This is a genomic window from Crateriforma spongiae, assembly GCF_012290005.1.
Classification (GTDB): Bacteria; Planctomycetota; Planctomycetia; order Pirellulales; family Pirellulaceae; genus Crateriforma; species Crateriforma spongiae.
This window is the reverse complement of sequence record NZ_JAAXMS010000001.1, coordinates 1,039,953-1,066,420: the sequence shown is the minus strand read 5'-3', so window position 1 is coordinate 1,066,420 and position 26,468 is coordinate 1,039,953. Positions and strand designations below refer to the sequence as shown.

Annotated in this window: 22 protein-coding genes and 1 tRNA gene; 14 read left to right on the top strand and 9 right to left on the bottom strand. The window is 57.1% G+C overall.

What is annotated here, in order from left to right:
- Positions 1-2: 2 nt before the first annotated feature.
- The gene (locus HFP54_RS04020) at positions 3-2,117 is read left to right on the top strand and encodes a PulJ/GspJ family protein (RefSeq protein ID WP_168564110.1); all 2,115 of its coding nucleotides are present in this window, start codon (positions 3-5) and stop codon (positions 2,115-2,117) included.
- Between the two features lie 9 nt (positions 2,118-2,126).
- Positions 2,127-2,621, top strand: a complete 495-nt coding sequence (locus HFP54_RS04015; protein WP_168564109.1) for a hypothetical protein — start codon at positions 2,127-2,129, stop codon at positions 2,619-2,621.
- Between the two features lie 123 nt (positions 2,622-2,744).
- Here the strand turns inward: HFP54_RS04015 and HFP54_RS04010 are convergent, their stop codons facing one another.
- On the bottom strand, positions 2,745-3,650 hold the full coding sequence (locus tag HFP54_RS04010) for a PEP-CTERM sorting domain-containing protein (RefSeq protein WP_168564108.1): 906 nt from the start codon (positions 3,648-3,650) through the stop codon (positions 2,745-2,747).
- Positions 3,651-3,946: 296 nt separating this feature from the next.
- On the opposite strand from HFP54_RS04010, the gene HFP54_RS04005 reads away from it, so the two are divergent.
- Together HFP54_RS04005 and HFP54_RS04000 are read left to right on the top strand one after the other, a co-directional pair.
- Positions 3,947-5,071, top strand: coding sequence for a redoxin domain-containing protein (locus HFP54_RS04005; RefSeq protein ID WP_168564107.1), 1,125 nt, complete (start codon positions 3,947-3,949; stop codon positions 5,069-5,071).
- A 374-nt stretch (positions 5,072-5,445) separates the two neighbouring features.
- A complete protein-coding gene (locus HFP54_RS04000; protein WP_197137624.1) occupies positions 5,446-6,327 on the top strand; it encodes a sigma-70 family RNA polymerase sigma factor in 882 nt (293 codons plus the stop codon).
- Between the two features lie 141 nt (positions 6,328-6,468).
- Here HFP54_RS04000 and HFP54_RS03995 read toward each other — a convergent pair.
- The 5 genes from HFP54_RS03995 to HFP54_RS03975 form a co-directional block, all read right to left on the bottom strand.
- Positions 6,469-6,543, bottom strand: a tRNA-OTHER gene (locus HFP54_RS03995).
- Positions 6,544-6,606: 63 nt separating this feature from the next.
- The gene (gene clpP, locus HFP54_RS03990) at positions 6,607-7,200 is read right to left on the bottom strand and encodes an ATP-dependent Clp endopeptidase proteolytic subunit ClpP (protein WP_145300368.1); all 594 of its coding nucleotides are present in this window, start codon (positions 7,198-7,200) and stop codon (positions 6,607-6,609) included.
- A gap of 102 nt (positions 7,201-7,302) precedes the next feature.
- Positions 7,303-7,950 (bottom strand): ClpP family protease, encoded by a 648-nt coding sequence (locus HFP54_RS03985; protein ID WP_231604582.1) that lies wholly within the window; start codon positions 7,948-7,950, stop codon positions 7,303-7,305.
- 194 nt (positions 7,951-8,144) lie between these two features.
- Positions 8,145-8,564 carry a ribonuclease P protein component gene (gene rnpA, locus HFP54_RS03980; RefSeq protein ID WP_235951224.1) on the bottom strand — a complete coding sequence of 140 codons (420 nt, stop codon included), beginning with the start codon at positions 8,562-8,564 and terminating at the stop codon, positions 8,145-8,147.
- Positions 8,565-8,680: 116 nt separating this feature from the next.
- Positions 8,681-9,658 carry a DnaJ C-terminal domain-containing protein gene (locus tag HFP54_RS03975; protein ID WP_146412747.1) on the bottom strand — a complete coding sequence of 326 codons (978 nt, stop codon included), beginning with the start codon at positions 9,656-9,658 and terminating at the stop codon, positions 8,681-8,683.
- A gap of 99 nt (positions 9,659-9,757) precedes the next feature.
- Between HFP54_RS03975 and HFP54_RS03970 the strand changes: the two genes are divergently transcribed.
- The 4 genes from HFP54_RS03970 (at position 9,758) to fliG (ending at position 13,372) form a co-directional block, all read left to right on the top strand.
- Complete coding sequence (locus HFP54_RS03970; protein ID WP_168564106.1) at positions 9,758-10,690, top strand: alpha/beta fold hydrolase; 933 nt, start codon at positions 9,758-9,760, stop codon at positions 10,688-10,690.
- Positions 10,691-10,722: 32 nt separating this feature from the next.
- Positions 10,723-11,604: a triphosphoribosyl-dephospho-CoA synthase gene (locus tag HFP54_RS03965; RefSeq protein WP_206035972.1), complete on the top strand. Its 882-nt coding sequence runs from the start codon at positions 10,723-10,725 to the stop codon at positions 11,602-11,604.
- On the top strand, positions 11,601-12,125 hold the full coding sequence (locus tag HFP54_RS03960; protein WP_146412740.1) for a 6-pyruvoyl trahydropterin synthase family protein: 525 nt from the start codon (positions 11,601-11,603) through the stop codon (positions 12,123-12,125). The genes HFP54_RS03965 and HFP54_RS03960 overlap by 4 nt, the downstream gene beginning before the upstream one ends.
- A 233-nt stretch (positions 12,126-12,358) precedes the next feature.
- Complete coding sequence (gene fliG, locus HFP54_RS03955; RefSeq protein ID WP_197136516.1) at positions 12,359-13,372, top strand: flagellar motor switch protein FliG; 1,014 nt, start codon at positions 12,359-12,361, stop codon at positions 13,370-13,372.
- 67 nt (positions 13,373-13,439) lie between these two features.
- On the opposite strand, the gene HFP54_RS03950 is transcribed toward fliG, so the two are convergent.
- Complete coding sequence (locus HFP54_RS03950; RefSeq protein WP_168564104.1) at positions 13,440-15,065, bottom strand: glycosyltransferase family 4 protein; 1,626 nt, start codon at positions 15,063-15,065, stop codon at positions 13,440-13,442.
- Positions 15,066-15,608: 543 nt separating this feature from the next.
- Between HFP54_RS03950 and HFP54_RS03945 the strand changes: the two genes are divergently transcribed.
- Positions 15,609-16,631 (top strand): hypothetical protein, encoded by a 1,023-nt coding sequence (locus HFP54_RS03945; protein WP_168564103.1) that lies wholly within the window; start codon positions 15,609-15,611, stop codon positions 16,629-16,631.
- A 30-nt stretch (positions 16,632-16,661) separates the two neighbouring features.
- The gene (locus HFP54_RS03940) at positions 16,662-18,044 is read left to right on the top strand and encodes a polysaccharide biosynthesis/export family protein (RefSeq protein ID WP_168564102.1); all 1,383 of its coding nucleotides are present in this window, start codon (positions 16,662-16,664) and stop codon (positions 18,042-18,044) included.
- 135 nt (positions 18,045-18,179) lie between these two features.
- Here HFP54_RS03940 and HFP54_RS03935 read toward each other — a convergent pair whose 3' ends face one another.
- Positions 18,180-20,750 (bottom strand): glycoside hydrolase family 2 protein, encoded by a 2,571-nt coding sequence (locus HFP54_RS03935; RefSeq protein WP_168564101.1) that lies wholly within the window; start codon positions 20,748-20,750, stop codon positions 18,180-18,182.
- Positions 20,751-20,846: 96 nt separating this feature from the next.
- A complete protein-coding gene (locus HFP54_RS03930) occupies positions 20,847-21,944 on the bottom strand; it encodes a potassium channel protein (protein WP_168564100.1) in 1,098 nt (365 codons plus the stop codon).
- 515 nt (positions 21,945-22,459) lie between these two features.
- Between HFP54_RS03930 and HFP54_RS03925 the strand changes: the two genes are divergently transcribed.
- From HFP54_RS03925 to HFP54_RS03910, 4 genes are all read left to right on the top strand, one after another.
- The gene (locus tag HFP54_RS03925) at positions 22,460-23,209 is read left to right on the top strand and encodes a flagellar hook-basal body protein (RefSeq protein WP_168564099.1); all 750 of its coding nucleotides are present in this window, start codon (positions 22,460-22,462) and stop codon (positions 23,207-23,209) included.
- Positions 23,210-23,280: 71 nt separating this feature from the next.
- A complete protein-coding gene (gene flgG / locus HFP54_RS03920) occupies positions 23,281-24,087 on the top strand; it encodes a flagellar basal-body rod protein FlgG (RefSeq protein WP_146412726.1) in 807 nt (268 codons plus the stop codon).
- Positions 24,088-24,174: 87 nt separating this feature from the next.
- Entirely contained in the window at positions 24,175-25,509 is a 1,335-nt protein-coding gene (gene flgA, locus HFP54_RS26095; protein ID WP_206035971.1) for a flagellar basal body P-ring formation chaperone FlgA, read from the top strand.
- Positions 25,510-25,520: 11 nt separating this feature from the next.
- On the top strand, positions 25,521-26,306 hold the full coding sequence (locus HFP54_RS03910) for a flagellar basal body L-ring protein FlgH (protein ID WP_235951223.1): 786 nt from the start codon (positions 25,521-25,523) through the stop codon (positions 26,304-26,306).
- The last annotated feature ends 162 nt before the right edge of the window (positions 26,307-26,468 follow it).

The following is a 26,468-nucleotide window of genomic DNA, read 5'->3' as shown; positions in this document are numbered from 1 at the left end:
GAGTGAACCGAAAATCGATCGCGGTCGGCTTTACGCTGGTCGAAATGATGGTCGCGATGGCGATCACGCTGTTGCTGATGGCCGCACTCGCCTCGTCGTTCGGTAAAGTCGGGCAACAGGTACGCGTCAGCCGTGCGCAAGTGGACCTTAGCAGCCGTGTCCGTGACGTGACCCGCCGCATGCGTGATGAACTGTCACGATGCACCGCCAACCCAGCGGCAACGGGCAGCGACAAGGGCGAAGGCTACCTGGTCTATTTTGACGGCCCGATCAGCAACATCACCGCAACGCTGATGGGCCGGGCCCCGGCCGAGGACAACGAGTACACGTTGCAGGATTCGCGTTTCGGTGATTACGACGATTACCTGGCATTCACCGCCAAGGCTCCCGATGGATCTCCATTCACCGGCAAAGTGCCGCGTTTTGTCCTGGACGCCAAGACGGCCGAAGCCAACGGCGTCGCCTACAACGCGGCGAATTTTCCCGGCGGCGTCGCCGGTGCGCTGGATCCCGTGGTGATCACGTCGCAGTATGCGGAAATCATCTACTACGTCAGCCCGCAATATCAGACGTCACTGGACACCGCGAACAACGGTCAATCCATCCACGTCTACGATACCGCCGCACAACCGACGATCGTCGATCTGGACGGCAACGGCATCCCGGATCAAATGAAGCTGCACCGCCGCGTGTTGTTGATCCGCCCCGATTTGAATTTGAACGGTGTCACAACGCTGGGGCCTGCATTGCCGCAATTCACCAGTGGCAACTACACCTATCTGCAACCAGATACATGGCCTTCGGATGCCAGTACCGGTTTGCCGGCGATCAAGACGCCGGGCGGCAACGGGCTGAACCAATCACAGGCGGCGCTGGCTTGGCTGATCGGGATGGGGCCGATTCACCAACAGTGCGACCTTTCGATGGGCCGACGATTGCTGCCCAATGGTGCACCAAGTAATTTCGTTTTCGCGAACTCGTTGGACGAATTGCAACAGCCCCACAACCGGTTTGCGCACGTTCGTGTTCCACAGACGATTTTGGGCATCAGTCCGCCCAACGGAACCAATGGTTACACGTCGATGCCGCTGTTAGCTCTGGGCGGTGTCGCGCCGATCTTGCAAGCGGGAACGCAGATGACACCTCCGGTGGCACCGCCGTTTGGCGGAAGCCCGCTGCGACAGGTGCGTTCACGATTCGTCACGCCGACTTACATGAATGGTTTTCTTCGGCCGGAATTCATTTTGGGACAAGATCTATCTCACACCGACATGTTCGGCGATGGCTGGGGAATTGAACGCGTTGGCGAAGACGTCCTACTGACCAACCTTCTGGCGTTTGACGTCAAGGCTTTCGATCCGGGTGCACAGACCTATGTGTCCCCCGGAATTGACGGCCAATACCAGGCGTTGGGCTCGGATGACCGGGTGGTCACGCCCAATGACCCAGCGTACTACGACACACTGATCCAGTCAGTCACCACACCGGCAACCGGTCGGCAACAGCCGGTCAACGGCGTGCAGGGTGCCTTTGTCGACTTGGCCTACACCGTCCAGGCTGGCGGTGCGATTCGAGGGAACAGAAACCTTCGATACCACGCCTTTTCGAACCAACGCCGTCCGGCGATGAATATCGCGTTGCTGCCGAACACTCGGTTTTCGGGATACAACCAATTTGCCCGGCACGCCCCGCAATACGGCGATCCGTTCCTTTATTCCGGTCGCATGATTACCAATCGCGGCAGCATCGTCTTGTTCCAACCCGCTTTTGACACCTTCACCGACGACTACGAAAGTGATGGATATCTGCAGTGGCCACGACAGGATCCAAATTCGCGATTGCACGAAGGAACGCTATGGTGGCTGAACAACGGCGACGGCACGCCCCCAGCGACTCTGCCAGGCAATGCCGCCTCGGTGGATCCATCGACCAACGGATTGGATGACGTCACAAGTTCCGCTGGGGGAAACTCCTTCGGCAGCAAAGCCATCGGGGAAAAAGAGACGGCACCACCGTTTGCCAGAGGTTTGCCTGCCATCAGTATCGAGATCCGAGTGGAGAACACTCAGGTTCGCGAGGTCGAACAATCGTCCGTCGCGAAGTACTTCGGAGACTGAGCCCGAGCGATGGATCGCAAACATGACCCGGCGGCGTCCCTATCGACGACGCCAATGCCGTTCATCGCCGCAGCAATGACGTTGGCCGTCCTGTTCGGTGTTCTGCGCATCGGACAGTGCCTGCAATTCGGTGACGAGTATCATTCCATCGATTCGCCCGGTTCCGGCACAACATCATTGACCAGCGTTCACTTTGATCCCGACGCCGATGCGTTGCTATGGATCGGCTCCGATTCGGCCGCAGGTCAACGTGGCTACGACGATGACCAGAACAGCGTCATCGACGACTCATCGGAACTGGGCGCGATCCACAGCGATGATCGGATCATCACCAAGGATCATCCGGCTTTTTCATCCGCATCAGATGACGGAATCAGCCGCGTGATGTTTGCCGGAGCCTTGGTATCCGCTGATTCGGACGATGGCACCCCAGTCATCCATTTTCGCGACGGCTATGGCAACGATCGGGTCTGGTTCGCAAACCCGATCAGCGATTCGCAGTGACCATGCGACAACAGCCGGTAAAGACAGCGGAGCGTCTAGGTTGACGTCGTCCTTCATCGTCCAGCGGGCGAATTCACCAAGAGCCATCCAATTCCTTGACGGCGTTGCCAGATGGTGACTCCCCTAGCCGTTCTTGCGACGTCGATAACGGCGTGCGGCGAGGGCGGAGACAGCACCCAGGGCGAGCAGGCTACTAGGTTCTGGAACCGCGGTGATCGAGATGTTGTCAATGGCAACGATATCACCCAGTGGGTCCGCATTAGCATCGTCGACGGCAGTCTGGCCCTGCCATCGCAGGAAAAATTGCTCGCCATCGGCGATCGGCGTCCCAAAGTTGATGACGGTGCTGAGCACCGTTTCATCCCAGTCTGGAACGGTGGCGGCGTCCGAATCCGTGATGTGAGTCAGTGCGGTGTTTGCTGTGAATGCCGGGTCATCGTCCAAGTTGGCAAACGAAAAATCCAGCTGTGTGGACATGTTCTTGTCATTGAAATCAAACACCGAGAACGTCACGGCGAATGATGACAAACTGGATCCAGTGTTGTTCGCGAGACGCAGCGTGAAATCGCCCTCATCGAAAACGCTATCGTCTTCCGGACGAAACCCGAGCGCGGCGTCATTGGTGTTGGATTTTCCGGTTGCGAAGCTGTAAACACCAGACTGTGCGGTCGAACCGCTGGAGCTGCCCTGTGCAAATTCGTTGGGTGCGGGCGAAATCATATCTTCGTCAAAGTTGACACCGAATTCGGAAAGCCCAGGATCCAAAAATGTAAGAACACTCCAGTCACTTGTGTTCATCGTGCCGTCGCCTAGCGGTTGCCCTTGAGTGTCCGTCGCACTCTGTCCGAAACCGGCACCGGTGAACCCTTGGAAATCAATGGTCACCTGTTCGCCGACCGCATTGAAAGTGACATCGGCCGACGCAGTTCCGAACAAGCAACCAGCGGCCAAGACCGCAGTGAACAAACGCTTCATGGTGATCGAATCAGCGGAAAAGAGTATGGGGCAACCGTGGTCGGTCGCATTCATTGCAGAGGTTAGGGACCCTCTGATGGTACTCCAACGAGTGAAGCTGGGCAAACTTCGGGGGCCACCTGGAGTGCCAAAAAAACGTGTGAATTTGATGAAGACGGACAGTCGCCAGAAAACGGGACGTCGCGGATCACCGGCATCCGGCGGTCTGCCAAGCTGATCCGCTATTTTGGTGGGGAACGCTGCGTTTTGGGGTGACGACTCAGCGATTGTTGCCTGACTTTTCTACCTGGTCCGCAGCCGCCGGTCGCCGACTTGGTCTCCCTTATCTACCAACCCGGGTGATGCTCACCATGCGGTCTTCCATCCTGACTTCGGCACTGACCCATTGCGTCCTGGTTTTCATAACATCGGTGCCGCTGGTGAATGCGGAAGCGTCCGAGCCGACAACGGCCGACTTGCCACCCGTGCTGTTGCAAATGATTCGCGATGATGCCGTGCACAAGGACCTGGAGTTAACCAGCGACCAGAAACGCAGCCTATTTGGTGTGGTCAAAGGCATCGACGCACAGTGGTTCCCGCAGCTGAACCTGATGACCACCGGAAACACCAAGCCGGAGCCGTATCAGAAGACGGTCGCGGATTTGACGGCAAAGCTTCAACGCGAATTGAAGTCGATTTTGAATTCGTCTCAGTTTGATCGCCTGATGCAGTTGCGGCGACAGGCACTGGGAACGCGGATGGTCTTGTTGGACGATGTCCGCGAGGGTCTGGAACTGACATCGTCGCAGATCCAGCGTTTCGCCGATGCTTTTGCCAAAACCGAATCGGAGAGCCGGCGGATCGCTGCCAAGTTAAAGAAGCAAGAATTGGAGGCCGGCGAAGCGGCCCGACAAGTCGCCAAGTTACAGCAGACCGAACGCGAAACGGTGGTCGGCGCTCTGACCGACACCCAGCGTGGGCGGCTGGGTTCGTTGACCGGCCCTGCATTCGATTTCTCACAAGTCCGTCGCAAACTTCCCTTTGCACCCGAGATTCAAGATGCCGGCGTGACATGGATCCAGGGCGAACCGGTCCGACTGGCCGACCTGCGAGGCAAAGTGGTGGTTGTTCACTTTTACGCTTTTCAGTGCATCAACTGCATTCGCAATCTGCCGCACTACACCGCCTGGTATTCCGATTATGCGGACGATGATCTGGTGGTGTTGGGTATCCAGCGTCCTGAAACCTCCGCCGAACGAGATGGCGACAAAGTAGCGTCGGCGGCAAAACGCGAAGGCATCCGATACCCGATTCTTTTGGATTTGGAATCTTCCAATTGGAACGCTTGGGGAAATCGGATCTGGCCATCAGTCTATTTGATTGACAAAGACGGCTTTCTGCGACGGTCTTGGTATGGCGAAATGAACTGGCAGGGCAACGAGGGGGAAAAGGACATGCGGTCAACGCTGGAGATGCTGTTGGCCGAAGACGGCTGATGTTTGCCGACGATGACGGAACGGATCGCGTGATCGGTGCGATCGTCACAGACCGAAATTCTTCGCAATGGGTGCTTTTTCTTCGTCTTGGTGGTCGATGTTAGTTTCCAGACCCGATCGCCTCCCTGAGGTCGGGTCGTTCACACGTGTCGCACGGCACCCCGAACCGGTCACCGACCCACACTCCCAACGGAACCGATTCACCGCCGCCGTGTCGGTCGTATGACGTCGCTTTTGACGCGTCATCCGGCCCACGCGGCGTCGCGTCCATCAACGTGAACGACCTGGCCGCCTTACGTGGTACCCGATTCATGTTGCAAACCGATTCCTGGACTGACGATTCGCGTGGAGACAATAGCTCAACCGACGAAACGATGGCGGTGACCGGCACTCCGGCCGTCCGTCGCGAACGACGGAAGACTCGACGCGATTCGGCCGCCCAATCGCCTCTGGAAACGTATCTTCGCGAGATCAATGAAACCGCGTTGCTGTCGGCTCAAGACGAACTGGACTTGGCCGAGCAAATCGCTCAGGGCGACGTCATGGCGCGTGACCGAATGGTGCGTGCCAACCTGCGTTTGGTCGTCAACATCGCTCGCGGCTACACGGGCAAGGGCCTGGGGCTGCAAGACTTGATCGAAGAAGGCAACCTGGGTCTGCTGCGGGCGGTCGAAGGATTCGATCCCAGTGTCGGAACAAGATTCAGCACCTATGCCAGCTACTGGATCAAACAGTCGATCAAGAGAGCATTGATCAACAGTGCGAAAACGATTCGCATCCCGGCATACATGGTTGAATTGCTGAGCAAGTGGCGAAGGGCGACGGCAAGGCTGAGCGAAGAACTGGGCCGTACGCCGACCAACGAAGAAGTGGCCCGCGTGCTGGGGTTACCCAAGAAGAAGCTGCCGATCATTCGCAAGGCGATCAAGATCAACAACAGCACGCCTCAAAGCGATCAAACCGATTCCGGTTGGTCGCTGGGCGAAATGGTCATGGACGAGCGTTTGAAGGCTCCCGACGAGGAGATGCTGGACCACGACATCCTGCGTCACGCCATGGAATTGCTGGACGATCTGGAAGAACGCGAAGCGATGGTCTTGAAACTGCGGTTCGGCTTGGTCGGCGATGAGCCGAAAACGCTGAAGGAGATTGGCGAGACGTTGGGATTGACTCGCGAGCGGGTACGCCAAATCGAAACTGATGCACTTCGCCGTTTGGCCGATGGACTGACCGATCCTCGGGAACGCTATCTGTAGGCCAAGGCAGGCCGATCATCGCCGGCAATCAAACGAAGGCGATCGTCCATTGCCGGAGACGACAACAACGGAAGATAACAACGACGAAGGCCGGCCGGTGAAGCAGGATTGCTTTGCCGGCCGGCCTTTTCGCATGGGAAATACCCCCTGCCCGATTCGAACGAGCGTTTCCGGGCCGAATAAACCCAGCGTCCTGGGCCGCTAGACGAAGGGGGCGTGTACGCGGCACCAACACTTAACCCACCAATGGCGGTGACGAGGTGCCCGACGAAGGACGCATCACGACGTTTGATCGATCCGCTGAACCACCTTGTCGATCAAGCCATACTCGGACGCTTCGGCCGCCGACATGAAACGGTCCCGATCGGTGTCTTCCTCGATCTTTTCCAGCGAGTGGCCGGTGTGTTCGATCATGATTTCGTTCATGCGTTGCTTGATCCGACGCAATTCTTCGACGTGAATCTCGACTTCGCGTGCGGTCCCCTGCATTCCGGCCAACGGTTGGTGGATCATGATCCGGGCATTGGGTAACGCATGTCGCTTTCCCTTGGCACCGGCGGTCAGCAAAACGGCCCCCATCGAAGCGGCTTGGCCGATGCAATAGGTGGCGACGTCACAGCTGACAAACTGCATCGTGTCGTAGATGGCCATGCCCGCGGTGATGCTGCCGCCGGGACTGTTGATGTAAAGATGGATGTCTTCCTTGGGGTTGTCCGACTGCAGGAACAGCATCTGAGCCACCAGGGCATTGCTGATCTGGTCGTCGACTTGTTGTCCCAGGAAGATGATCCGGTCTTTCAACAACCGGCTGTAGATATCGTAGGTGCGTTCTTCGCGACCGTTGCTTTCAATAACGTAAGGAATGATCGGCATCGTGATTCGTTCTTATTTGATTGGATGGCTGGTTAATGCAATGAAACGACAAGTTCGGTTGACTGCGATTCCGTTCGAACCGCAAAACACCGCAGTGGCGAATCACTCGTCGTCGCTGTCTTCATCGTTGTCGTTGGGCGGACGCGTCAGAATGTCGTCAACCAGCCCATAGTTTTTGGCTTCTTCCGCATTCAAGAAGAAATCACGATCGGTATCCTTGGCGATCTGTTCGACCGATTGGCCCGTGTGCTTCGACAGGATGCCGTTAAGCACGTCGCGATAGCGGAACATCTCGGCCGCCTGAATCTCGATATCGCTGACCTGACCGCCGACACCGCCCATCGGTTGGTGCAGCATCACGCGGCTGTTGGGCAAACAGAAACGCTTGCCTTTGGTGCCAGCACAAAGCACGACCGATGCACCGCTGCAGGCTTCGCCGACACAGTAGGTTGCCACCGGGCACGACAGCATTTGCATTGTGTCGTAGATCGCCAGAGTGGCGGTGACACTGCCGCCGGGACTGTTGATGTAAAAGTGGATGTCTTTGCGGCGATTTTCGCTTTGCAAATACAACAGTTTCATCACCAGTTCGTTGGCGTTGCCGGTATGAATCTCACCCTGCAAAAACAGGATGCGGTTTTCCAGCAGCAAATCGCCCAACGTCATTTGACGCTGGCGCTGGTAGTTCTGATAGGAATATCCGCCGGCCATTTGCGGCGGCAAAATGTCAGAAGCCGATGAAAATTCCATTCAACTCACTCTGTCGGTGATGGGGGTCGCGGGATAAGGACGACGTTGGTCGCCAGGTTGGTTTGTTTGGACCGTTCGCGGCAGGCATCGGGACCATTGCGTTAGTTTCGACATTGTCATCGATACGGCAAGTGGTTGGCCACCCGTCCATTGATAGGCTGCTAGGGGTGTGTCTGTCGTGAAACACGCGCGGATCAGGATGTGGATTGACGATACCGCTTGACCGCGCGTCGCGATAAACGTGGCAGCGATCGCCGAATCGCCTGATACGTTGCCGATGCACCTTTCTTGGGCCGAACGACGTACTGCCAACCGTCGTGAAACTCGCTGGGCTGAGTTCGAAAAGATTCTCGTATCCAACGCTTCCATCGATTGCGAACCACCGCATTGCCCACCTTTTTCGGAATGGTGACGCCCAACTGGGCTTTCGCATCCGCCAGGGATTGACGCTGCCGGGGCCGAATCGGGCTTGCAAACATCACCAACACGTCGTCGGCAACGCAAACTCCCGTCCGCATCAATCGAGTGAACTCTTGCGGGCGACGGACGCGACGCGACTTGGGGAACGTCAGGGCGTCCTGGGGAAGTCCTGGTTCGGCTGGTGTTGGCTTCAAAGGACAGGTTCCAGCAAATCGATACCACAAAAGGGGCTCGTACACGCCGCGGTTCGGTTGCGGCGCGGTTGGGTAGCAGCAAGGTTCGGTAGCGGCACGCGAAGCGACCGCCACCGTCAAAACTGCAAATCGTCGCGGTCCGGCGGCGGATTTCGTTCGGCAAAGGATTCAATCAACTGCTTGGATTCGTCGTCGATTTGGTCCGGTAGCTGAATCTGAAGTTCGACCAACAGGTCGCCCGGGTTCGCACCAGCTTTGGCAACCCCGCGTCCTTTGATCCGCAGCCGTTTTCCGCTGCTAGTTCCCGGCGGGATTGACAGTGTGACCGTACCTTGCGGCGTGGGCACGTCGACTTTGCCGCCCAAGACCGCTTCGCCAATCGAGACGGGCAATCGCAGTTCCAGGTTCTGGCCGTTCCGCTTGAAATGTGGGTGCGGCGACACCTTGATCAGCAAAATCAAATCGCCGGGATCACCTCCACTGGTCGAAGCGTGGCCTTGCTGTCTCAGGCGAATCTTTGACCCCGTTTCGACGCCGGCGGGAATGGTGACCGACAACTTTTCTTGCTTGCCACCGCGGTGCAGATAGAACTCCGTCTTTCCGCCCGTGACGGCCATCGAAAAAGGTATTTCCAGCTCGTGCCGCAGATTGGATCCGCGTCGCGGCGGTGCAGCAGCGGTCCGGCCACGCCCCGGACGACCTCGCGCCGGGCCTGCACCACCACCCATCAGTTGCTCGAAGAAATCCGTGAAGCCGCCTTCGAACGGATTGCCTCCCGCCTTTGCCGCGCCGGCGCCGCCGAAAATCTGTTCCAAATCCAGCCCGTCAAACGAAGCTCCGCCGGCCCCCGGTTGCCAACCGCCGGTGCGGATTTTTTCAAAGTCGGCGCCGTACCGATCGTAAGCGGCGCGTTTTTCTTCGTCGCTGAGAACCTCGTAAGCTTCCTGGACGCGTTTAAACTTCTCCCGTGCCGCGTCACTGTCTTTGTTGACGTCGGGATGATATTTCCGCGCGAGCTTGCGGTACGCTTTTTGAATTTCGTCCTTGTCGGCGGTTCGACCGACGCCAAGGGTTTCGTACAGATCTTCGGCCACTTCAATCCTGGGGTTTCCGAATCGACTTTCGTCGTGTCAGATTGACACAACAACACGGATTCCACCAGCGGTAGCAAATCGCGATCCGAAACGAGTGAAATGGACATGATCGCCCAGGACCTGCTGGCATACGAATCAAAATCTTTGAGGGTCGACGGCCTGTCCGGATCAACCTGGACAATGCGGTATCTGGACGAAGGCCCGACGTCGCATACACCGTCCGATCAGTCGGATTCGATTCCGTCCGATTCCGGTCCCATCCTGTGCGTCCACGGGAATCCGACCTGGAGTTTCTATTTTCGTCGCGTCGTCCAGCGGTTCAGCTCTGCCCGTCGCGTTGTGGCGGTGGATCACCTGGGCTGTGGACGCAGTGACAAACCGGCAAAGTCTGAATTTGACTATTGCCTGGCATCACACCGCGACAATTTGGTCCGGTTGATCGACCAGCTGGACTTGAGCCAGACAACGTTGCTGGCCCACGATTGGGGCGGTGCGATCGGCTTGGCTGCGTTGTGTGAACGTCGCGACCGATTCAAGAGGATTGTGTTGCTGAATACGGGCGCTTTCCCGCCGCCCTATTTGCCCCTGCGGATCGCCGCCTGTCGCTGGCCGTTGGTCGGGCCGCTGGGCGTGCGTGGGTTCAACGCGTTCGCTCGAGCCGCGCAGACGATGACGGTTTCGCGGCAACCGCTGCCGCCGGACGTCCGCCGCGGCATGATCGCCCCCTATGACAGCTGGGCGAATCGTGTCGCGATCGACGCCTTTGTCCAAGACATTCCGATGCATCGGTCGCACCGGACGTTTCCGGTGTTACAAAAGCTTGAATCGGAGCTGCCGTCGCTTTCCGGTCTTCCAATCTTGTTGATCTGGGGCATGCAGGATTGGTGTTTTCGACCCGAATGCCTGGAGCGTTTCCAAGGGCACTGGCCCAACGCCACTGTGGTGCCGATCGAGGATGCGGGGCACTATGTGCTGGAAGACGCACCGAACGAAACTCTGAATGCGATCGACGAATTTCTGCAATCGACGTGAATGACAACAGCCCTCTGAATGCTTTCGCGCCGATGATTCACACGGTGGGCGATGCCGTCCGCTGGGCCTGCGTTCTTGAGGCGACCGCTCCGAAACCAGGCAACGTGCATCCGGGCCGCGTATTTGATGACCTTTCGTTCGCACACTTTGCCCAGGCAGCAGAAATCGCCGCGGTCCAGCTGACTCGCACTGATCTGGGTTGGGGCCAACGAATCGAATCCACTGTGGTGCAGACACGGCGGGTAACCGGCACGAATGTGAATCTGGGAATTGCTTTGTTGATCGCCCCGTTGGCGGAAGCGGTCATGCGAACCAATTTTCTGGCATCGGTGGGCAACCAATCGCCATGGTCGCGTTTTCAGTCGGTCACGAATGTGCTGTCGTCGATCAGCGTCCGACAGAGCAGGGCGGTCTTTCGTGCAATCGCCCATGCAATGGCCGGCGGGATGAACCCGAGTGACGAATCAGACGACTTGGAAATGGACGTCCACGACGACCGAGCAAATCATGATGATCTGATGGCCGCGATGCGTCTGGCTTCGAAACGTGATGGGATCGCCCGGGAGTACGTCAACGGATTCGATGGACTGCTTCACCAAATGACACCGCTATTGAAGCATTGCATCGATGAAACGGGTGACACGATCCAAGGAATCTGCTTGGCGCAACATCGATGGCTGCAAGAAAACACCGACTCGCTGATCGGCCGCAAATGCGGGACGGAAATCGCGTTGAATGTCCGGCAGTGGTTCCGCGAAACCGACTGTGAATCCCCGTCTTCGATCCGGACATTGGACGAACGTCTAAGATCAGATGGGAACCGTTTGAATCCGGGTACCACCGCCGACCTTCTGGCGGCAGCACTGTTTGTCCTTCTGTGTCCCACTCCATTGCAATCCGAAAGATCAGCGTGACACACTCCACCGAACAACCTGTGTTCCGAGTCGACGTCAGCAAAGAACAATTTGTTTTTTCGGCGGCGCATTTCATCACCTTCGCCGGCGACATTTGCGAAAGGATCCACGGCCACAATTACGGCGTCCGCGTGTCGGTCGAAGGTCCTTTGGACGAAAACCGCTACGTCGTCGACTTTATCGCGTTGCGTGATGCCGTTCTTGCGGAAACGGGAAGCCTGGACCATCACGTCTTGTTACCCGACCGGCACGCCCAGATTCGAGTGACGAAGGATGAAAAGGAAACCACGGCGACATTTCGAGACCGCCGCTGGGTTTTTCCAAATGAGGACTGTGTCCATTTACCTGTGACCAACACCACGGCCGAAGAGTTGGCTGAGTACATCGGTCGGCGGGTGATCGATCAAACGTTCGACAAATTTGGCGACCACTTGTCGTGGATCGAAGTCGCCGTGGATGAGAACCAGGGCCAGTGGGGCGTCTGTCGTCTGCCTTGGAAACGACCGTCTGCCTCCCAGTAGACGGTTTCAGCTCAGATTCAGTGACAACCGTCACTGTTTGCCTTGCCGGTATGGTTCAAGTCACCACTACAGGCTCTAGCTCCGTCGAATCCGGCAAATGCGTCGCGTTATCGCCGGATCGATCCCCAAAACGTCGATAAGCCGAAAGACGCCAGGATGGCGAAGCAGCTTCAATCGAAACAGCGTCAATCGGGCCAGACCGGGCTGACGCGAACGCGAAGGGATTCCTCACGGTGCAGACGGTCAATACCGATAACGACGGGCTTCGCAAAGCGGCCATCTTGTTGATGAGCTTGCCGACCAAGACTGCTGCTCGGATCATGCAGCAGTTGCCGCCGCGATTGATCGAACAGATCAGCATTCGCATCGCGCAAACCGAATCCGTCGGTGGCGATGACCAAGAAATCGTGATCGCGGAATTTCTGACCAGCAAAGCCAGTTCGATTTACGCCAGCCCGGGCGGCTTGGAGCGAGCAAAGGAACTGATCAAGGAGGCATTGGGACGCGACGCATCGGAACTGATCGGCAATTTGCAGCAAACGATCGAATCGATGCCTTTTGCGTTCGTCAAAAAGGTGGATTCGCAGACGCTGATGCAATTCATCGGCGAAGAACATCCGCAAACCATCGCGTTGCTGTTAAGTCACGTGCCCGCGTCATACGCCGCGGAAGTCTTGGGTGGCCTGGATTCCGAGAAGCAACTGGATGTGATTCGCCGGGTGGCTTCCATCGGCCGCACCAGTCCCGATGCCATCGAGGAGCTGGAATACGGCCTCGAACAACGCCTATCCAGCATGGTGAATCAAAGCCACACGTCCGCTGGGGGCGTGGAAAGCGTCGCCGAAATCCTGAACGTTTGCGAACGCTCCGTCGAACGGATGATCATGGAATCCCTGGGTCGCGACGAACCAGAACTCTCCGATGACATTCGCCGGCTGATGTTCGTTTTCGAAGACATCGCCAAGTTGGGCGATCGCGATATTCAGGCCTTGCTGAAAAACGTCGAAACCGCTCAGTGGGCGATGGCTTTGAAGGGGGCCAGCGAAACGCTTCAGGAAAAAGTCATGAAGAACATGAGTTCACGTGCCGCCGAAAACCTGAAAGACGAGATGGGATTCCTGGGAAGCGTCCGCGTCAGCGAAGTGGAATCCGTCCAGCAGAAAATCGTCGACATCGTACGGCACCTCGAAGATACCGGCGAAATCTCTCGTCCCAGTGGCGAAAACGAAGAGGAATACGTCAACTGACCGACGGTTCATGGCACCGTCCATCTTTCACCAAAACCTCGGTCCGTTACCTCTCCACGAGCAAGTGCTAGGAAGACGAAACCGCGTGAGATGCCGAATCCACTTGTGGCTGTTCAGCAGTTTCGCCGGCTTTGGAAGCCACGGTCTCGGAAGTCTCGGTTTCCGGACGGCTGACCGGAGCGACCATTGTACCTTTGCCCTTCAGCTGGCGGCGTTCCAAGTCCAACATAATCTTGGTGATCGGACCTTTGCTTTCGTCCAATTTAGTTAGGAAATCTTCCAGGTTTTGGTAAATCGCGGTGCTCTTGCCCAACGCGACCAGCTCCAATTTGCCAACTGAAATGTCGACCATTTCGTCGCCGTTCTGACGTTCTGCGAACAACGGCACTTCCATCACCATCTGCTGGGCACGCTCGGGAAGACGCACACTTTGCCAAGTTGCGTGATAACTCTCGTGAAGCCAAGGCATGGAAATATTGACCTTCATCTTGGCCAGATCGTGCTTCTTCGCGAACTCGACCAACGGTTCCCAGACCAGTTCCCAAGGCGCATCCCCCTGGAGTTGCAATCGACGATGCTGCTTGGACTGCTCACAACGTTCGGGATGCATGAAAAACGATTCGATGAAGTGTGCCGCGCGATTAAAGATCAACCGGGCTTCGCTGTGTCCAAATGAACGTGTTTGGATCAGTACCGCGATCACCAAAATGACGCCAAGCATCGCCCACCACGGTTCGCTGTAAACCTCGCCCAATACCGCGACCACGGTCGTGACCAGACAGGCCAGACCAACCACGATCAAAAGCCCGTGTGGCCCATATTTCAATTGCAGCAGGTGGTGCATATGACCACGATCGGTCGCGTAGATGCTGCGGCCCGTCAACCGACGCCGCACAATGGCGGCTGAGGAATCAAACAGCGGGATCGCAAGAATCGCCAACGGTGCCGAAGCCAGAACGGTGGATTCCTTCAAGCTGGACCAGATCGCCAAGGTTCCCACGAACAGGCCGATCATCATGCTGCCGGCATCGCCAAGGTAAATACTGGCGGGGGGTTTGTTGTAAACCAGGAAGCCGAGCAAGGCGCCCGCGAGTGCAAAACCGACCACACCGGAGAGCGACGAAGCCCCGACGAACCCTAAAATACCTAGACCAACGGCGATAATCATTCCGACCGTACTGGCCATCCCGTCCGCACCGTCAATCAGATTCAGTGCGTTGACCGCCAACAGCAACCAAAGCATGGTGACGGGAATGCTGAAGGCTCCCAGCTTGATTTCGTACCCAAACAATCCGATCTGGTGGATCTGAGTTCCCGCCCCGATCATCAACCCGATGATCACGATCTGCAGCAGCAGCTTCTGCCGTCCTCGGAGCGACCAAGCATCGTCGATCAGCCCGACAGCCATGATGGCCAGTGCCGCCCCGAAAAGTACGTACCAACGCATCTGGATCGTCCCCAGCGAGTGGTAGCCCAGGGTTCGGTCCAGAATTAGAGACAACGCAAAAGTGATCGCCACCGCCAGATAGACAGCGACACCGCCGGCCAAAGCGACCGGCTTTTCGTGCACTTTTCGCTCGGCATCGGGACGGTCCACCAACCCAACCGTCCGCGCAAATGCCCGGACAATTCGAACCAATAACAGCGAACAAGCGAGGGAAAGGATGAACGAAATCGCAATCATCCACTGCATAGTGTGTTCCGCCGTGATGAAATCAGAGTGGGAGTAGCATGTTGAGCAGGCGTCTGATCGTCGGTGTCCGAAAGCTTTGCCCAATTCCATCAGCCATTCGAAACCGGCGATCGACCATCAGTATAAAAGTCCCCTCCACCAAACGAACCCGTGCATCGATCAAATTCCTTTAGATTTCACGCGGGAAACGCTAGTTTTTGACTGACTTGTGCAATCCGCCCAATCGATACGGCTCATTGCGTCGCCAACGCGACACACTGGCGAAACCTGAAGAAAAGTGGAATTTCGTACACAGCCCCAGCACACAAAAGACTGCTATCGGCCCCCACCACCGGCCTGTCTTGAGGCGTCGGATCCCGACATTCCCGATGTCTGTCGCGACAGTGCAGAGCATTCTCAACGGTCCAGCCCGCGTTTCCGTCACTTTTGGCTAATCCGCAACGACGGTAACGACGATTTGTATCCCAGGAGGGGGTCCTGTCGTTCCGTCAGGTCCCTTGCGTAAAGACACATCGAATGCCGCCAGCAGCCAAGGGGGGCCCAATGGCGATTCGCAAAATGACGGTAACGACCGCGTCAGCGGAATCTGTTACCCATAGCGACACTTCATCAACAAGCAGCTCCCGGTCCGACAAGCCGGATTCGTCGCGTCGTCGACGTTTCCGACTGCTTGCCAGCGGTTGTCTGGGTCTGGCTTTGGTCGCATCGACCGGCTGCACCATGTTCAACACGGCCACGCAGTCACTGTGTGACGAAGGCTGCCTGAATGACTTCATGATGTCCCATCATCATCGAGTCATGGCCGCCCGAGCTTGGCAACGTGAGAAGAAATGCTTCGGCAACCATCGCAATCTGCGTGATATCAAACGCGGATTCATGGACGCCTACAAAGACGTCGCCAAGGGCGGGACCGGATGCACGCCGACCGTCGCACCCCGTGAATACTGGGGATGGCGGTACCAATCGGCCAACGGTCACGCCGCGGTGAACTCATGGTTCCAAGGTTACCCGATCGGCGTCAAAGCGGCCGAACAGGACGGTATTGGCCACTACGCCAGTATCCAAATGACCAACTTACCGACGCGGCAGACATCCACGCCCGGAACGATCAATACGATCGCAGAGGCGAAACCGGAGCCGGCGAAACCTTCCGTCGCAGAAATGATCCCAGTGCCGGGAGGCTATATCAGCCAAAACGGCGACTTCTACGACAAGAACGGAAACCTGGCCGGGAAAGGCACGGTCGTCGACCGTGCCATCGGAGAGCCGGTTGAAAACGCGGTGCAAATTCCCGCCATCGTCGAAGCTGACGATCAACCGGTCGACGTGGCGCCGTTGGAGGCGGACGTAGCACCGACGCAAGCCCAGCCGCCGGCCGTTTCACTGAATTTGAGCGATCAGGTCGGTGCGACGCCAATCCAAGCCGACGCCTATCGGTTGGACGAACCCAGTCAAGAAGAAATTGATGCCGTTATCGACGACATCTTTGGCAAACCGCAGTCTCCAGCGTCTGACGACGCGGAAGACACGAACACGTTCGAGTCGATTCCGTTCACCTTCGAGTGAGCTGATAGGCCTTAGCAAGAGAGTTCAAGGATGACTAAGACACTTTCAGCCGGCCGGCGGATCCATCGCTGCATCAGGACGCTGCGAACCGCCGCAACCGCGCTTGCCGCCGGCGTCGCCGTGACGGCAATCACCGGCTGCAGCACGTTGACTCAACCGATCAACGGGGTGCCCGCGAATCGACTGCCTCCGGAATTTTTCCCGGAGCCTAAAAACGACTTGGTCCCGGTCGACATCTCTTTGCTGTCGCTGGAACCACCGCGTGAATACTTGCTGGACGGTGGCGACATTTTGGGCGTTTACATCGAAGGCGTTCTGCCTTTCAACCCGCCCAACGAGCCGCCGGAACCGCCGCCGGTGAACTTCCCAGAAGCCGACAACACGCTGCCGCCATCGATCGGATACCCGATCGCTATCCAAGACGATGGAACGCTGGCGCTGCCGTTGATCGAGCCGTTGGACGTCGCAGGGCTGACCCTGGAACAGGTGCGTGACAAGATCCGCGATGCCTACATCGATGAAGAAATCTTGATCGAGGAAAAGGCTCGGCCGATCGTGACGCTGATCCAAAAGCGGACCTACAACATCATCGTCATCCGTGAAGACGGCTTGGGTGACGGTCGCACGAGCAGAGGCCTTCAGTCGCAAGACGTCGCGTCGCAGTTCATCCGTGGCGGCAGCGACCGCAGCGGTAGCGGTTCGATGGTCAAGCTGAATGCGTACGAGAACGACATCCTGCACGCTTTGGTCGAAACCGGCGGTCTGCCTGGCTTGAACGCCAAGAACCAGGTCAAGGTGCTGCGGGCCAATCGTGCGAACCAAGAGAAGTATCGCGAGTTCGTCAAACAGTTCTATGCACAGCAAGAATGTTTGCAGCGAGACCCGTGCTACTGTCCGCCGGAATTACCAGAAGACCCGTCGATCTTGAGGGTGCCGCTACGTGTCCGTCCGGGTGAATTCCCCGACATCAGCGACGAGGACATCACGCTGAATGATGGCGATATCGTGTACATCGAATCGCGTGAAACGGAAGTCTTCTACACCGGTGGTTTGTTGCCGGGTGGTGAATTCCCGCTGCCTCGTGACTATGACTTGGACGTGCTTGGGGCCTTGGCTCTGGCCGGTGCCGGAGTCGGTGGTACGGCTCAAAACAGCGGTGGCGGAATCAGTCTTGGCCGTTCGCCGGTCGCTGGTGTGCCGCCGGGACGCGTCTACATCCTTCGCAAACTGCCGTGCAACCAGCAAGTCGCCATCGAGGTTGATATTTCCGAAGCGACCAACAATCCGGCCGCTCGGGTGCTGATCCAGCCAGGTGACGTGGTGCTGCTGCAGTACAAGTGCGAAGAAGAAATCATCAACGCCGGTATTGGAACGTTCTTCACCTTCGGGATTGCTGAGATCTTGAGAAACTAAGAACTCGTCTCCGAACAGACTGAACCGATCAACGCTCTCGAGAAGCATGCTTCTCGGGGGCGTTTTTTCGTTGCCAGACTGTCGTACCCGCTCCAACCATCAGTCGCAGCGACAAACTTAGATCGCCCCGACCATCTATGGCTGATCCTTTGAAAACGCTCCGGCGCGAGGAACGCCATCGGCAGAGTCCGAGGATGCATCCCCTTCGCCGATCATCGACGGGAAGAAGCGGTAGTAGTTGCCGTAGGTGTACTTTAGGTTCGCTTGGGATCTTGTTTTACCCATCGCCGCCATCCGCAGACGTGCCTGTTCCTGATCGCCGATTAGCAACTGGTATTGATTGCTGGAAAGCACAGCTCCGTCAGCATCCAGCAAAGACAGCGACACGTTAAACGAGTCCTCGACCGTCGCATCGACCTGCCACTTCAGTTCGCCGATCGCGAGCGAACTGTCTTCGTCCACCGAAGCGACATCAAATTCATTGACCGCCAACTCCGCTCCATCGGAATTTTTGATGTTCAACCGAACCACACAATCCTGATGCGATTGATAGGTGTCATTGATCAACCAAACCTTGGCATCCAATGACTCGCCGGGTTTCCATCGCCGTCGTTCAAAATCCAGACTGACCAGCAACGGTTGGTACGCCCGTTTGACATACTCGTACGAACGTTTGGGTTCTTGATACGCATCAACGATCCCCCATTTCATGTCCGGCCAATACGTAATGAAGTGACACAGCGAGACTCCGCTGCATCTAGGTTTGGCCCGACGAAAATGCTCAACGGCCAATTGAAAGATCGTGCCCTGTGCGTCCTGCGTTGCGTTGACAAATTCTTCCAACGATCCGGTTCGCTCGTCGCCGAAGCAATCGAAGTTCTGCATCCGCAGACGGTCCAAATCGGCCCAGTGATGTCCCCAACTCGGCCCGGGAGGCCAAAGCTCATCCGGCGGAATGAACCGCTTCAGGCTTTCAACCGACGGAACCGATGTGATCGCCAACTCGGGAACGATGGGGAAGTCCAGCGATCGGTACCAGTCCTCCATCAGCCATCGGCCCATCGAATAGAAATAGGCCAACGCGTGCACCGCCTCTTTCGGCTTGTAACCGACGCTTTGCGCGATCGCACAGGTCAGCGGGGAATCTGGCACGTAGGGCAAATCGACGTGCTGTTGTAAACGTCGACCAAGTTCTTCAAGGAATCCTTTCGTAAACACCGGATCAGCGGCTCGCAGAAAGGCCTCCTCACCACCTTCGATCAAAATCAAACACGGATGATTGCGGCGTTCTTTGATGACTGTCACGGCTTCGCGGTAGATCCGCTCAACGAACGATGGCTCCTGAGAAATATTCGCCGTCCCCAGGGGAATGACGTCCTGCCAGACGGTCAGGCCCGCTTCATCGCAGTACTGATAGAACTCAGGAATCTCAGGCGGATGCCACCCAAAGATCCGGATGTTGTTCATGTTGGCCGCTTTGGCTAAATCGATCAGCGTCTTGTATTCATCCGGCGACGTTCGCCCCACAAAGATGTCCGGCGGCCCGCCCCAACATGCCGAACGAATGAAATGCCGCTTGCCGTTGAGCATCACCGTGCGAGGAAAGCTAACCTCATCCGGACCAAAACCCGGATTCCATTCCATTTTGATTTGGCGAATTCCAAAGGTCTCGGTTTGTTGGTGATGGACGACATCTCCAAGGCGCACTTCGATCGTTGCGTTGTACAGATTGGGTTTGCCCAGATCCCAAGGCCACCAAAGTTGCGGATCGGCGACATCGACCTCCGCCGTCACCACTTGCTTACCAGGCTCCACTCGGGTCTGTACTTCAGTCGCCACGGGTTCGGATGAGAAGTTTTTCCCTTCGATGGCGATGGGCATCTTGATTTCCATCGCCTGGTCCGCGTGGTTCTCAAGGGTGACTTCGAATTTAACCACCGCTGTACCATCATCGCGCACCACGGGCTTCACGTAGACGTCGTCGATCCGCACTTTGCCTGACGCCACCAACCGAACCGGACGCCAAATCCCGAAAGGCACCAGATCACGCCAATAGTCACCAAACCAAGGCGTCTTCAACCCTGCCACCTTGTGATTGACCTGCGGTGGTGGATCCAGCTTGACCATCAGGATATTTCGGCCCTTGTCCCATCGAGGGCCGCTGTTGACGAAGTCCGTGACGTCAAATGCAAACGGGCTGAACATCCCTTCGTGACGGCCAAGCTTGTTCCCGTTCAGCCAGACGTCACATGCATAATCCACCCCGTCGAATTCCAGTCGCACGACTTTGTCTTTCAGTGTTTCGCCGACATCGAATTGCAGCGAATACCACCACTCATCCAACATGACCCATTGCGCCTTGGTGCTATTGCGTCCCCAGTAGGGATCTTCCAAAACGCCGGCTTTCCAAAGGTCGGTATAGACGTCCCCGGGAACGCGGCCAGAAATCCACACGTGGGTTTCGATATCAGCGGGTGGCAATTCGTGCAGCCCCTGAACCACACCCTGACCCGGATGCATTCGCTTCAGCTTCCAGCGATAGCCGCTGAGGTCTTGGACCAGATTTCCGGTTCGAATCAGATCACCAGCGCCCGGCTGCGCTTTTGCTGACGGGCACGATACGCCAAGGCAGCACAGTGCGGCGACCGTCAACGCAGATAATCGAAACCGTTTTCGCGCAGCGACCAAACCTCGTTGAATCCGCATGACCATTCCATTCGCCGGTGACAACTTGAACCAAGATGGTCCCCATGGCCACACGAATGTCGACAATCAACAACAGTCCAGCAGTGAGTCAAAACGTCACACTTCGTCGGAAGCCAGAGTCGTATCCGAGGCAACCGCGATGTCGGCCCCGGTCATTACCGGCTCGCTATCACCAACGTCGCGTCGAAGCTTGCGTTCCGCCCGATAGATCTCTCGTTTCAAAATGCGAATTTCCAGCTCACGCTGATTCAGATCCTCTTTCAGCTTTTGAAGTTGCTTTTCCGGATCCGGCCGCAACAGTCGCTCCAAGACATCCCACAAAATCAATGCCCGCAGGGCTTTGACCGCTGTGGCACGCATGCGATACATGCTGGCCAAACGAGTCAACTTGGACACCCGCAACAACTTCGCCACCTTGGTGCTGCGGACCAGCGAAAGCGAACGAAGAAACGAAAGCAACGGCAGCAAGATGATCGCCAAGTCGATCCAGTTGGTGCGGATGTAATCGAACTTCTTCTCCGCCACGCTGACCATCAGAATGAACTCCAGCGCGAAAGCAAACCAGATCACGCCGGTCGATACATGCAGAGCGAAACGCAACCATTCGTGCTGCACGACTTGGGTTTTGAAAAAGAATTCGATCGCCAGCACGGGCAAGATCAACAATGCGATCGCAATCATCGGCAAGCTGAAGGTGCGTTCCAGTCGTCGACGCAGTCGCTTGTCGCTGCGTCGCCACCCAAGGCCCGGCAACCACAATCGGCGATCCATTTCGACGCTGCGTGCGCACAAACGCAATGACGGACACAAGCAGAAAAGGAAGCCGTAAAAATGAAACCAGCGGTTCGCCCGCGACCAGGAACGAGTCAGCCAGTGGAACGCCGACTCGGCGATGATCAACGGCCAGATCAACAACAGCAACGTCACGACGCGATGCTGCGTTGCAAGTTCTTCCCTTTGCGTCTGCGGATCCAATCCCAAGCCGATCGCGCGTGCTTGACCGATGTCGGCAAGATTCAATTCCTGTTCCGGATCGACTTCTTCCAAAGCGACCAAGGCAGATTCGCGCAAGTTGGGCACGTCCACCCACAGCACGACCAAGCAAGCTTGTCCGACCAAAAACGCCAGCGACAACCAGAAGAACAGCGGTGCCGTTATCCGAGCGATCGTGATTCGAGTTGCTGCGGATAGCATCGTCATCGCCTCTCGTTTGTTCCTTCCGTCGTGTGGGCTCAGTGCACTTTTGCCAGCGGTTGTCGTTTCATGCGTCAAAGTCTGGTCAGCGATCGATTGCCCCAGCACGTCACCGCCGGTTCTGTGAAACGCCTTCTGCGTGATTTCACGACACGACGGTTGCCGACGCAAACTCCAAGCGTCGCCTTGGTTCGAATGTGACCAAACCAGGCCATCTCTTTAGGCCAGTTTCACGACGATTCGGGGCGCGAGAGCCCGTCGAAGAGCCGCCAAACGCTGCCGTTGGCACCGAAACCGCGCCGACACGAACGTTTCGTGTGTTTTCGCATCTCTCCGAAGAACTTGCAAACACTCGTCCAACACTGATTCGCCCTTGCCAGGGGAATCGAAAATTTCTTACCTGCGGTGAAGATTTGCTCAAGTCCGACGTGACGCGCTGGTTGATTTGATTCCAAACCGGTGAATCGCCCCTGGTGATTCGGTCACACGCCAAGTTCGAAGCCACTTAGTTTCTCATGCCCTACGGCCTTTACCTCTCTGCCGCCGGCGCGCATGCCCAGGATCAGCGTCTGCGCACGCTGAGCCACAATTTGGCCAACGTGGAAACGCCCGGCTTTAAGCCTCAAGAAACCATCCTTCAGGCCCGATTCGCGGAATTGATCGAGCGTGGCGAAGTCAGCGAAGGCTTGAGTGGGGCCGACGATTTGGGCGGCGGAGTCACAATCCAGCCCACGCAAACGGCCTTTGATGTCGGACCGATCCAGGTCACCGGCCGAAAAACCGACTTTGCGATCCACGACCGCGAAGCCTTCTTTGTCATCCAACATGGCGAAGAACAAATGATGACGCGTGCCGGCGAATTCGTGCTGGATTCCCGCGGCTACTTGGTCACCCAAAACGGACACCAAGTGCTTGCGTCCGACGGCAGCCCGATCCAATTACAGTCCGATCGACCGTTCGATGTGGGTCCTCAGGGGACACTGATCCAGGGCAACAATCGTTGGTCGCTGATGCTGGCCAAACCCAAACAGCTGGGTGATTTGGAGCATCTGGGCGGCAACCTGTTCAAGCCGACCAAGTCGTTTGACCTTGTGTCCCCGCAAGAACGCGACGTAGTAGCGGGTTCGCTGGAAAAATCATCCGTCCGGCCCACCACCGCCATGATGGAATTGATCGAGACCAGCCGCGTCTACGAAGCCAACGTCCAAATGATCAAAAACCAAGACAACCTGATGGGGTCACTCGTCGGTCGTCTGCTGCAGTAGTCGTGGCCTTGCCGCCACGAACCCGTTCGTAATTCACTTCGTCAATCTGCCGCGTCAACGGAAAACCAAACATGAGTGTTCAAACGCTGTACACCGCCGCGACCGGCATGGAAGCGATGGAAACCAAGTTGGACGTGATCGCCAACAACTTGGCCAACGTTAACACGACCGGCTTCAAGAAAGACCGCGCCAATTTCGAAGACTTGCTGTACCGAACGGAAGTTTATCCGGGGGTTCGTGACGCCACACAAACGCCAACAGCCGTGGGAACACAAGTCGGCTTGGGCGTTCGCGTGACCAGCACCCAGACCGATCATCGCCAGGGCACGCTGCAACAAACCGGTCGTGAATTGGACATCGCAATCCAAGGCGACGGATTCTTGCGTGTGCTTGATCCGTCCAGCCAACAGCCGATGTACACACGGGCGGGCAACCTGGACATCAATGCCGACGGAAACCTGGTGATCGGTTCGGCTCAAACCGGTCGCCTGTTGGATCCGCCGGTCAACATCCCGCCGGACGCCACGAAGATCGTGATCAATACCAATGGCGAAGTCATGGTTCGACAACCGGGCGTGACCGAACTGGCCGTCCAGGGGCAAATTCAAATGTCCCAATTCATCAACCCCGATGGATTGCTAAAGGTTGGCGAAAATATGTACGAAGCGACGGACGCGTCGGGACCTGAACAGGTCAGTAATCCGGGAGTCGACGGATTGGGATTGCTGCGACAGGGCAACTTGGAAGCATCCAACGTCGAACCCGTCCAGGAACTGATCGATCTGATCACCACGCAACGCGCGTTCGAGATGAACAGCCAAGCAGTTCAAGCCGGCGACCAAGTGATGCAGAACATCTCCAACCTGCGTCGGTTCTAACCCGTTTGATCGTTAGCGGGTCGCGATCCGGCATCCATACTCAGACGCCGAATCAGCCCCCCACTCAACCCTTCGCAAAGGAACACCGTGAACCAGGCGGACGCCGCAAACCGTTGTCAACGCACGTCGATCGCTCGATCGACGTTGTTTGCTGCGCTGCTGGTTGGATGGTACTGGAATCCTTCGTCGATCGATTGCTTCGCACAGGAACCTCCATCAGCACCGTCGACATCGGCACTGAACGATGAACCCGTCAAATCGCTTTGGCGTTTCCGCTGTGTTGGTCGCACGAATCTGGAAACGACCGTCATCCGATTGGGCGACGTTGCCGAACCGATCGGAGTCCCCACGGACGTCTGGACGCGGCTTCGGGGCGGCATCATTGGTCTCATTCCCGTCGGCCAGGGCCGTGCAAGGATCGAACGCGACCGTTTGGCGCAGGCGGTCGCAAGATCCGAGGGCACCGAACAACCGATCGAATGGATCGGCCCGGACATGATCGAAGTCTCGTTGCGAAAACAGCATCCGCCACGGCAAAGCCTTGCCGGACCGTCTCCGCTGCAACGATTGGGTGACCGTCCCGCACCGAGGCGATCTTCCGTGCAAAAGGTGTCCGCACCAAACGAATCGAGCCCGACGCTTTCGACTTCACCAACATCAACCGAATCCGCTGTTCGACCGTCGGGCAACACGTCGGTACCCGCCGCCATGCCTGTGGCGGATCCGCCTTCGCCACACGTCGTATCGCGACTGGAATCTTGGATCCGGATGTCGGTTCAGCGACAAAACCCCGAGCTGATGAAGCACTATGACGTTCAGTTGGCGTCGTCATCGGAAAACCTGGCCGGATTCACGCAACTTCAATCGGCCGGCGGAATCATGCACACCAGTTTCCGCGAAGCCGTCTTGCCGCCCCAAGAACCTGTCGAGCAATCGACACCGATCCGACGTGCGATCATGGTGACCGGGCGTGGAGTGGATGGCCCCATCGACGCGCAGGTCGTGCTTCAGTTGAAGCCGCATCCCATGTTCGTTGCTCCAAAGATGCCACTTCGTCGCGGCCATCGAATTCGCGTGGAAGATCTAACCTGGGTTCCCGTCCCGGAAGACCAACAACGCGACGACTACAGTTCCGACGTCGACGACTTCATCGGGAAAGAGATCGTCGGCTTGGCACGACAAGACGCGCCGCTTTCGGTGTCGGCAGTGGCGCCGCCGGTGCTGATCCATCGCGGTGATCAAATCGAATTGCGAGTCGTCGGTGGCGGAGTCCGCGTCACCACGATGGCCAAAGCGCTGGACGATGGTCATTTGTCACAGTTGATCGAAGTCGAGACGACCGAACCGAGACGCCGAATGGTCGCCCGCGTCGCTGCGTCCGGCCTTGCCGAAATCGTGACTCGGTCCCCCAGAGTGCGCTAATGCAAAATTCAATGAACACAAACGCACCTTCGATCATCGGTCACCGCGGGTTACGGATCCTGGCACTGGTGTTAAGCGTCCTGCTGGCGGCGCCATCAATGGGGTTGGCCCAGTCGACTTCACTTTTTCACGGCGATGATGTCAACGGATCGTCACAAGGGTCCAACAGCCAAGTGGTCGGCCCACACGGATCTGATGCACCGGTGATCTCTGCGCCCTACGGTCAAACCCCGCCGCCACATCCGGGATTGGCTGCTGTCAGTTGGACATACACGCCGCCATTGCCACGACGCGTTTTCCAAATCCACGACATCGTCACCATCCGGGTCGACGAAATCGCTCGGGTCCTGGCCGAGGGAAGCGCCGAGAGCCGCAAAATCACCCAATACAGCGCCGTGCTGAGCGATTGGATTCGTTTGACCCAGGGCCGGTTGCAACCCGACGAGCAGCCCAACGGCGACCCCAGCGTCGCGGGAAATACGAACAACCAGTACCGTGCGGAATCCGACGTCGATACCAGCGAAGCCCTAACCTTCAACATTGCCGCTCGCATCGTCGACATTCGGCCCAACGGAAATCTGGTCTTGGAAGCCCGCAAAAAGTTTCGGGTCAACGACAACCTTTGGGAAACCGCCCTATCCGGAATTTGCCGCGCCCAAGACGTGGGCCCCGACAACGTGGTGCTTAGCCGCGACCTGATCGATCTGGAAATCGACAAGCAAGATCAAGGACAATTGCGGGACGGATACAAACGAGGTTGGTTCACACGGTGGTTCGACCGACTCCAGCCTTTCTGATCGCACGGACGCGAATTGGATGAAGACCAACCCCACTGACAAGGACGTCCAAGTGCCGTCGCCCGATCCGAATCGATCGACCGATCACGCGATCGCTCGAGCACAATTCAACCCAACCGCTTTGCTCCGGTGCATCGCGGTGTTTTTGTCGCTGGTGTTCAA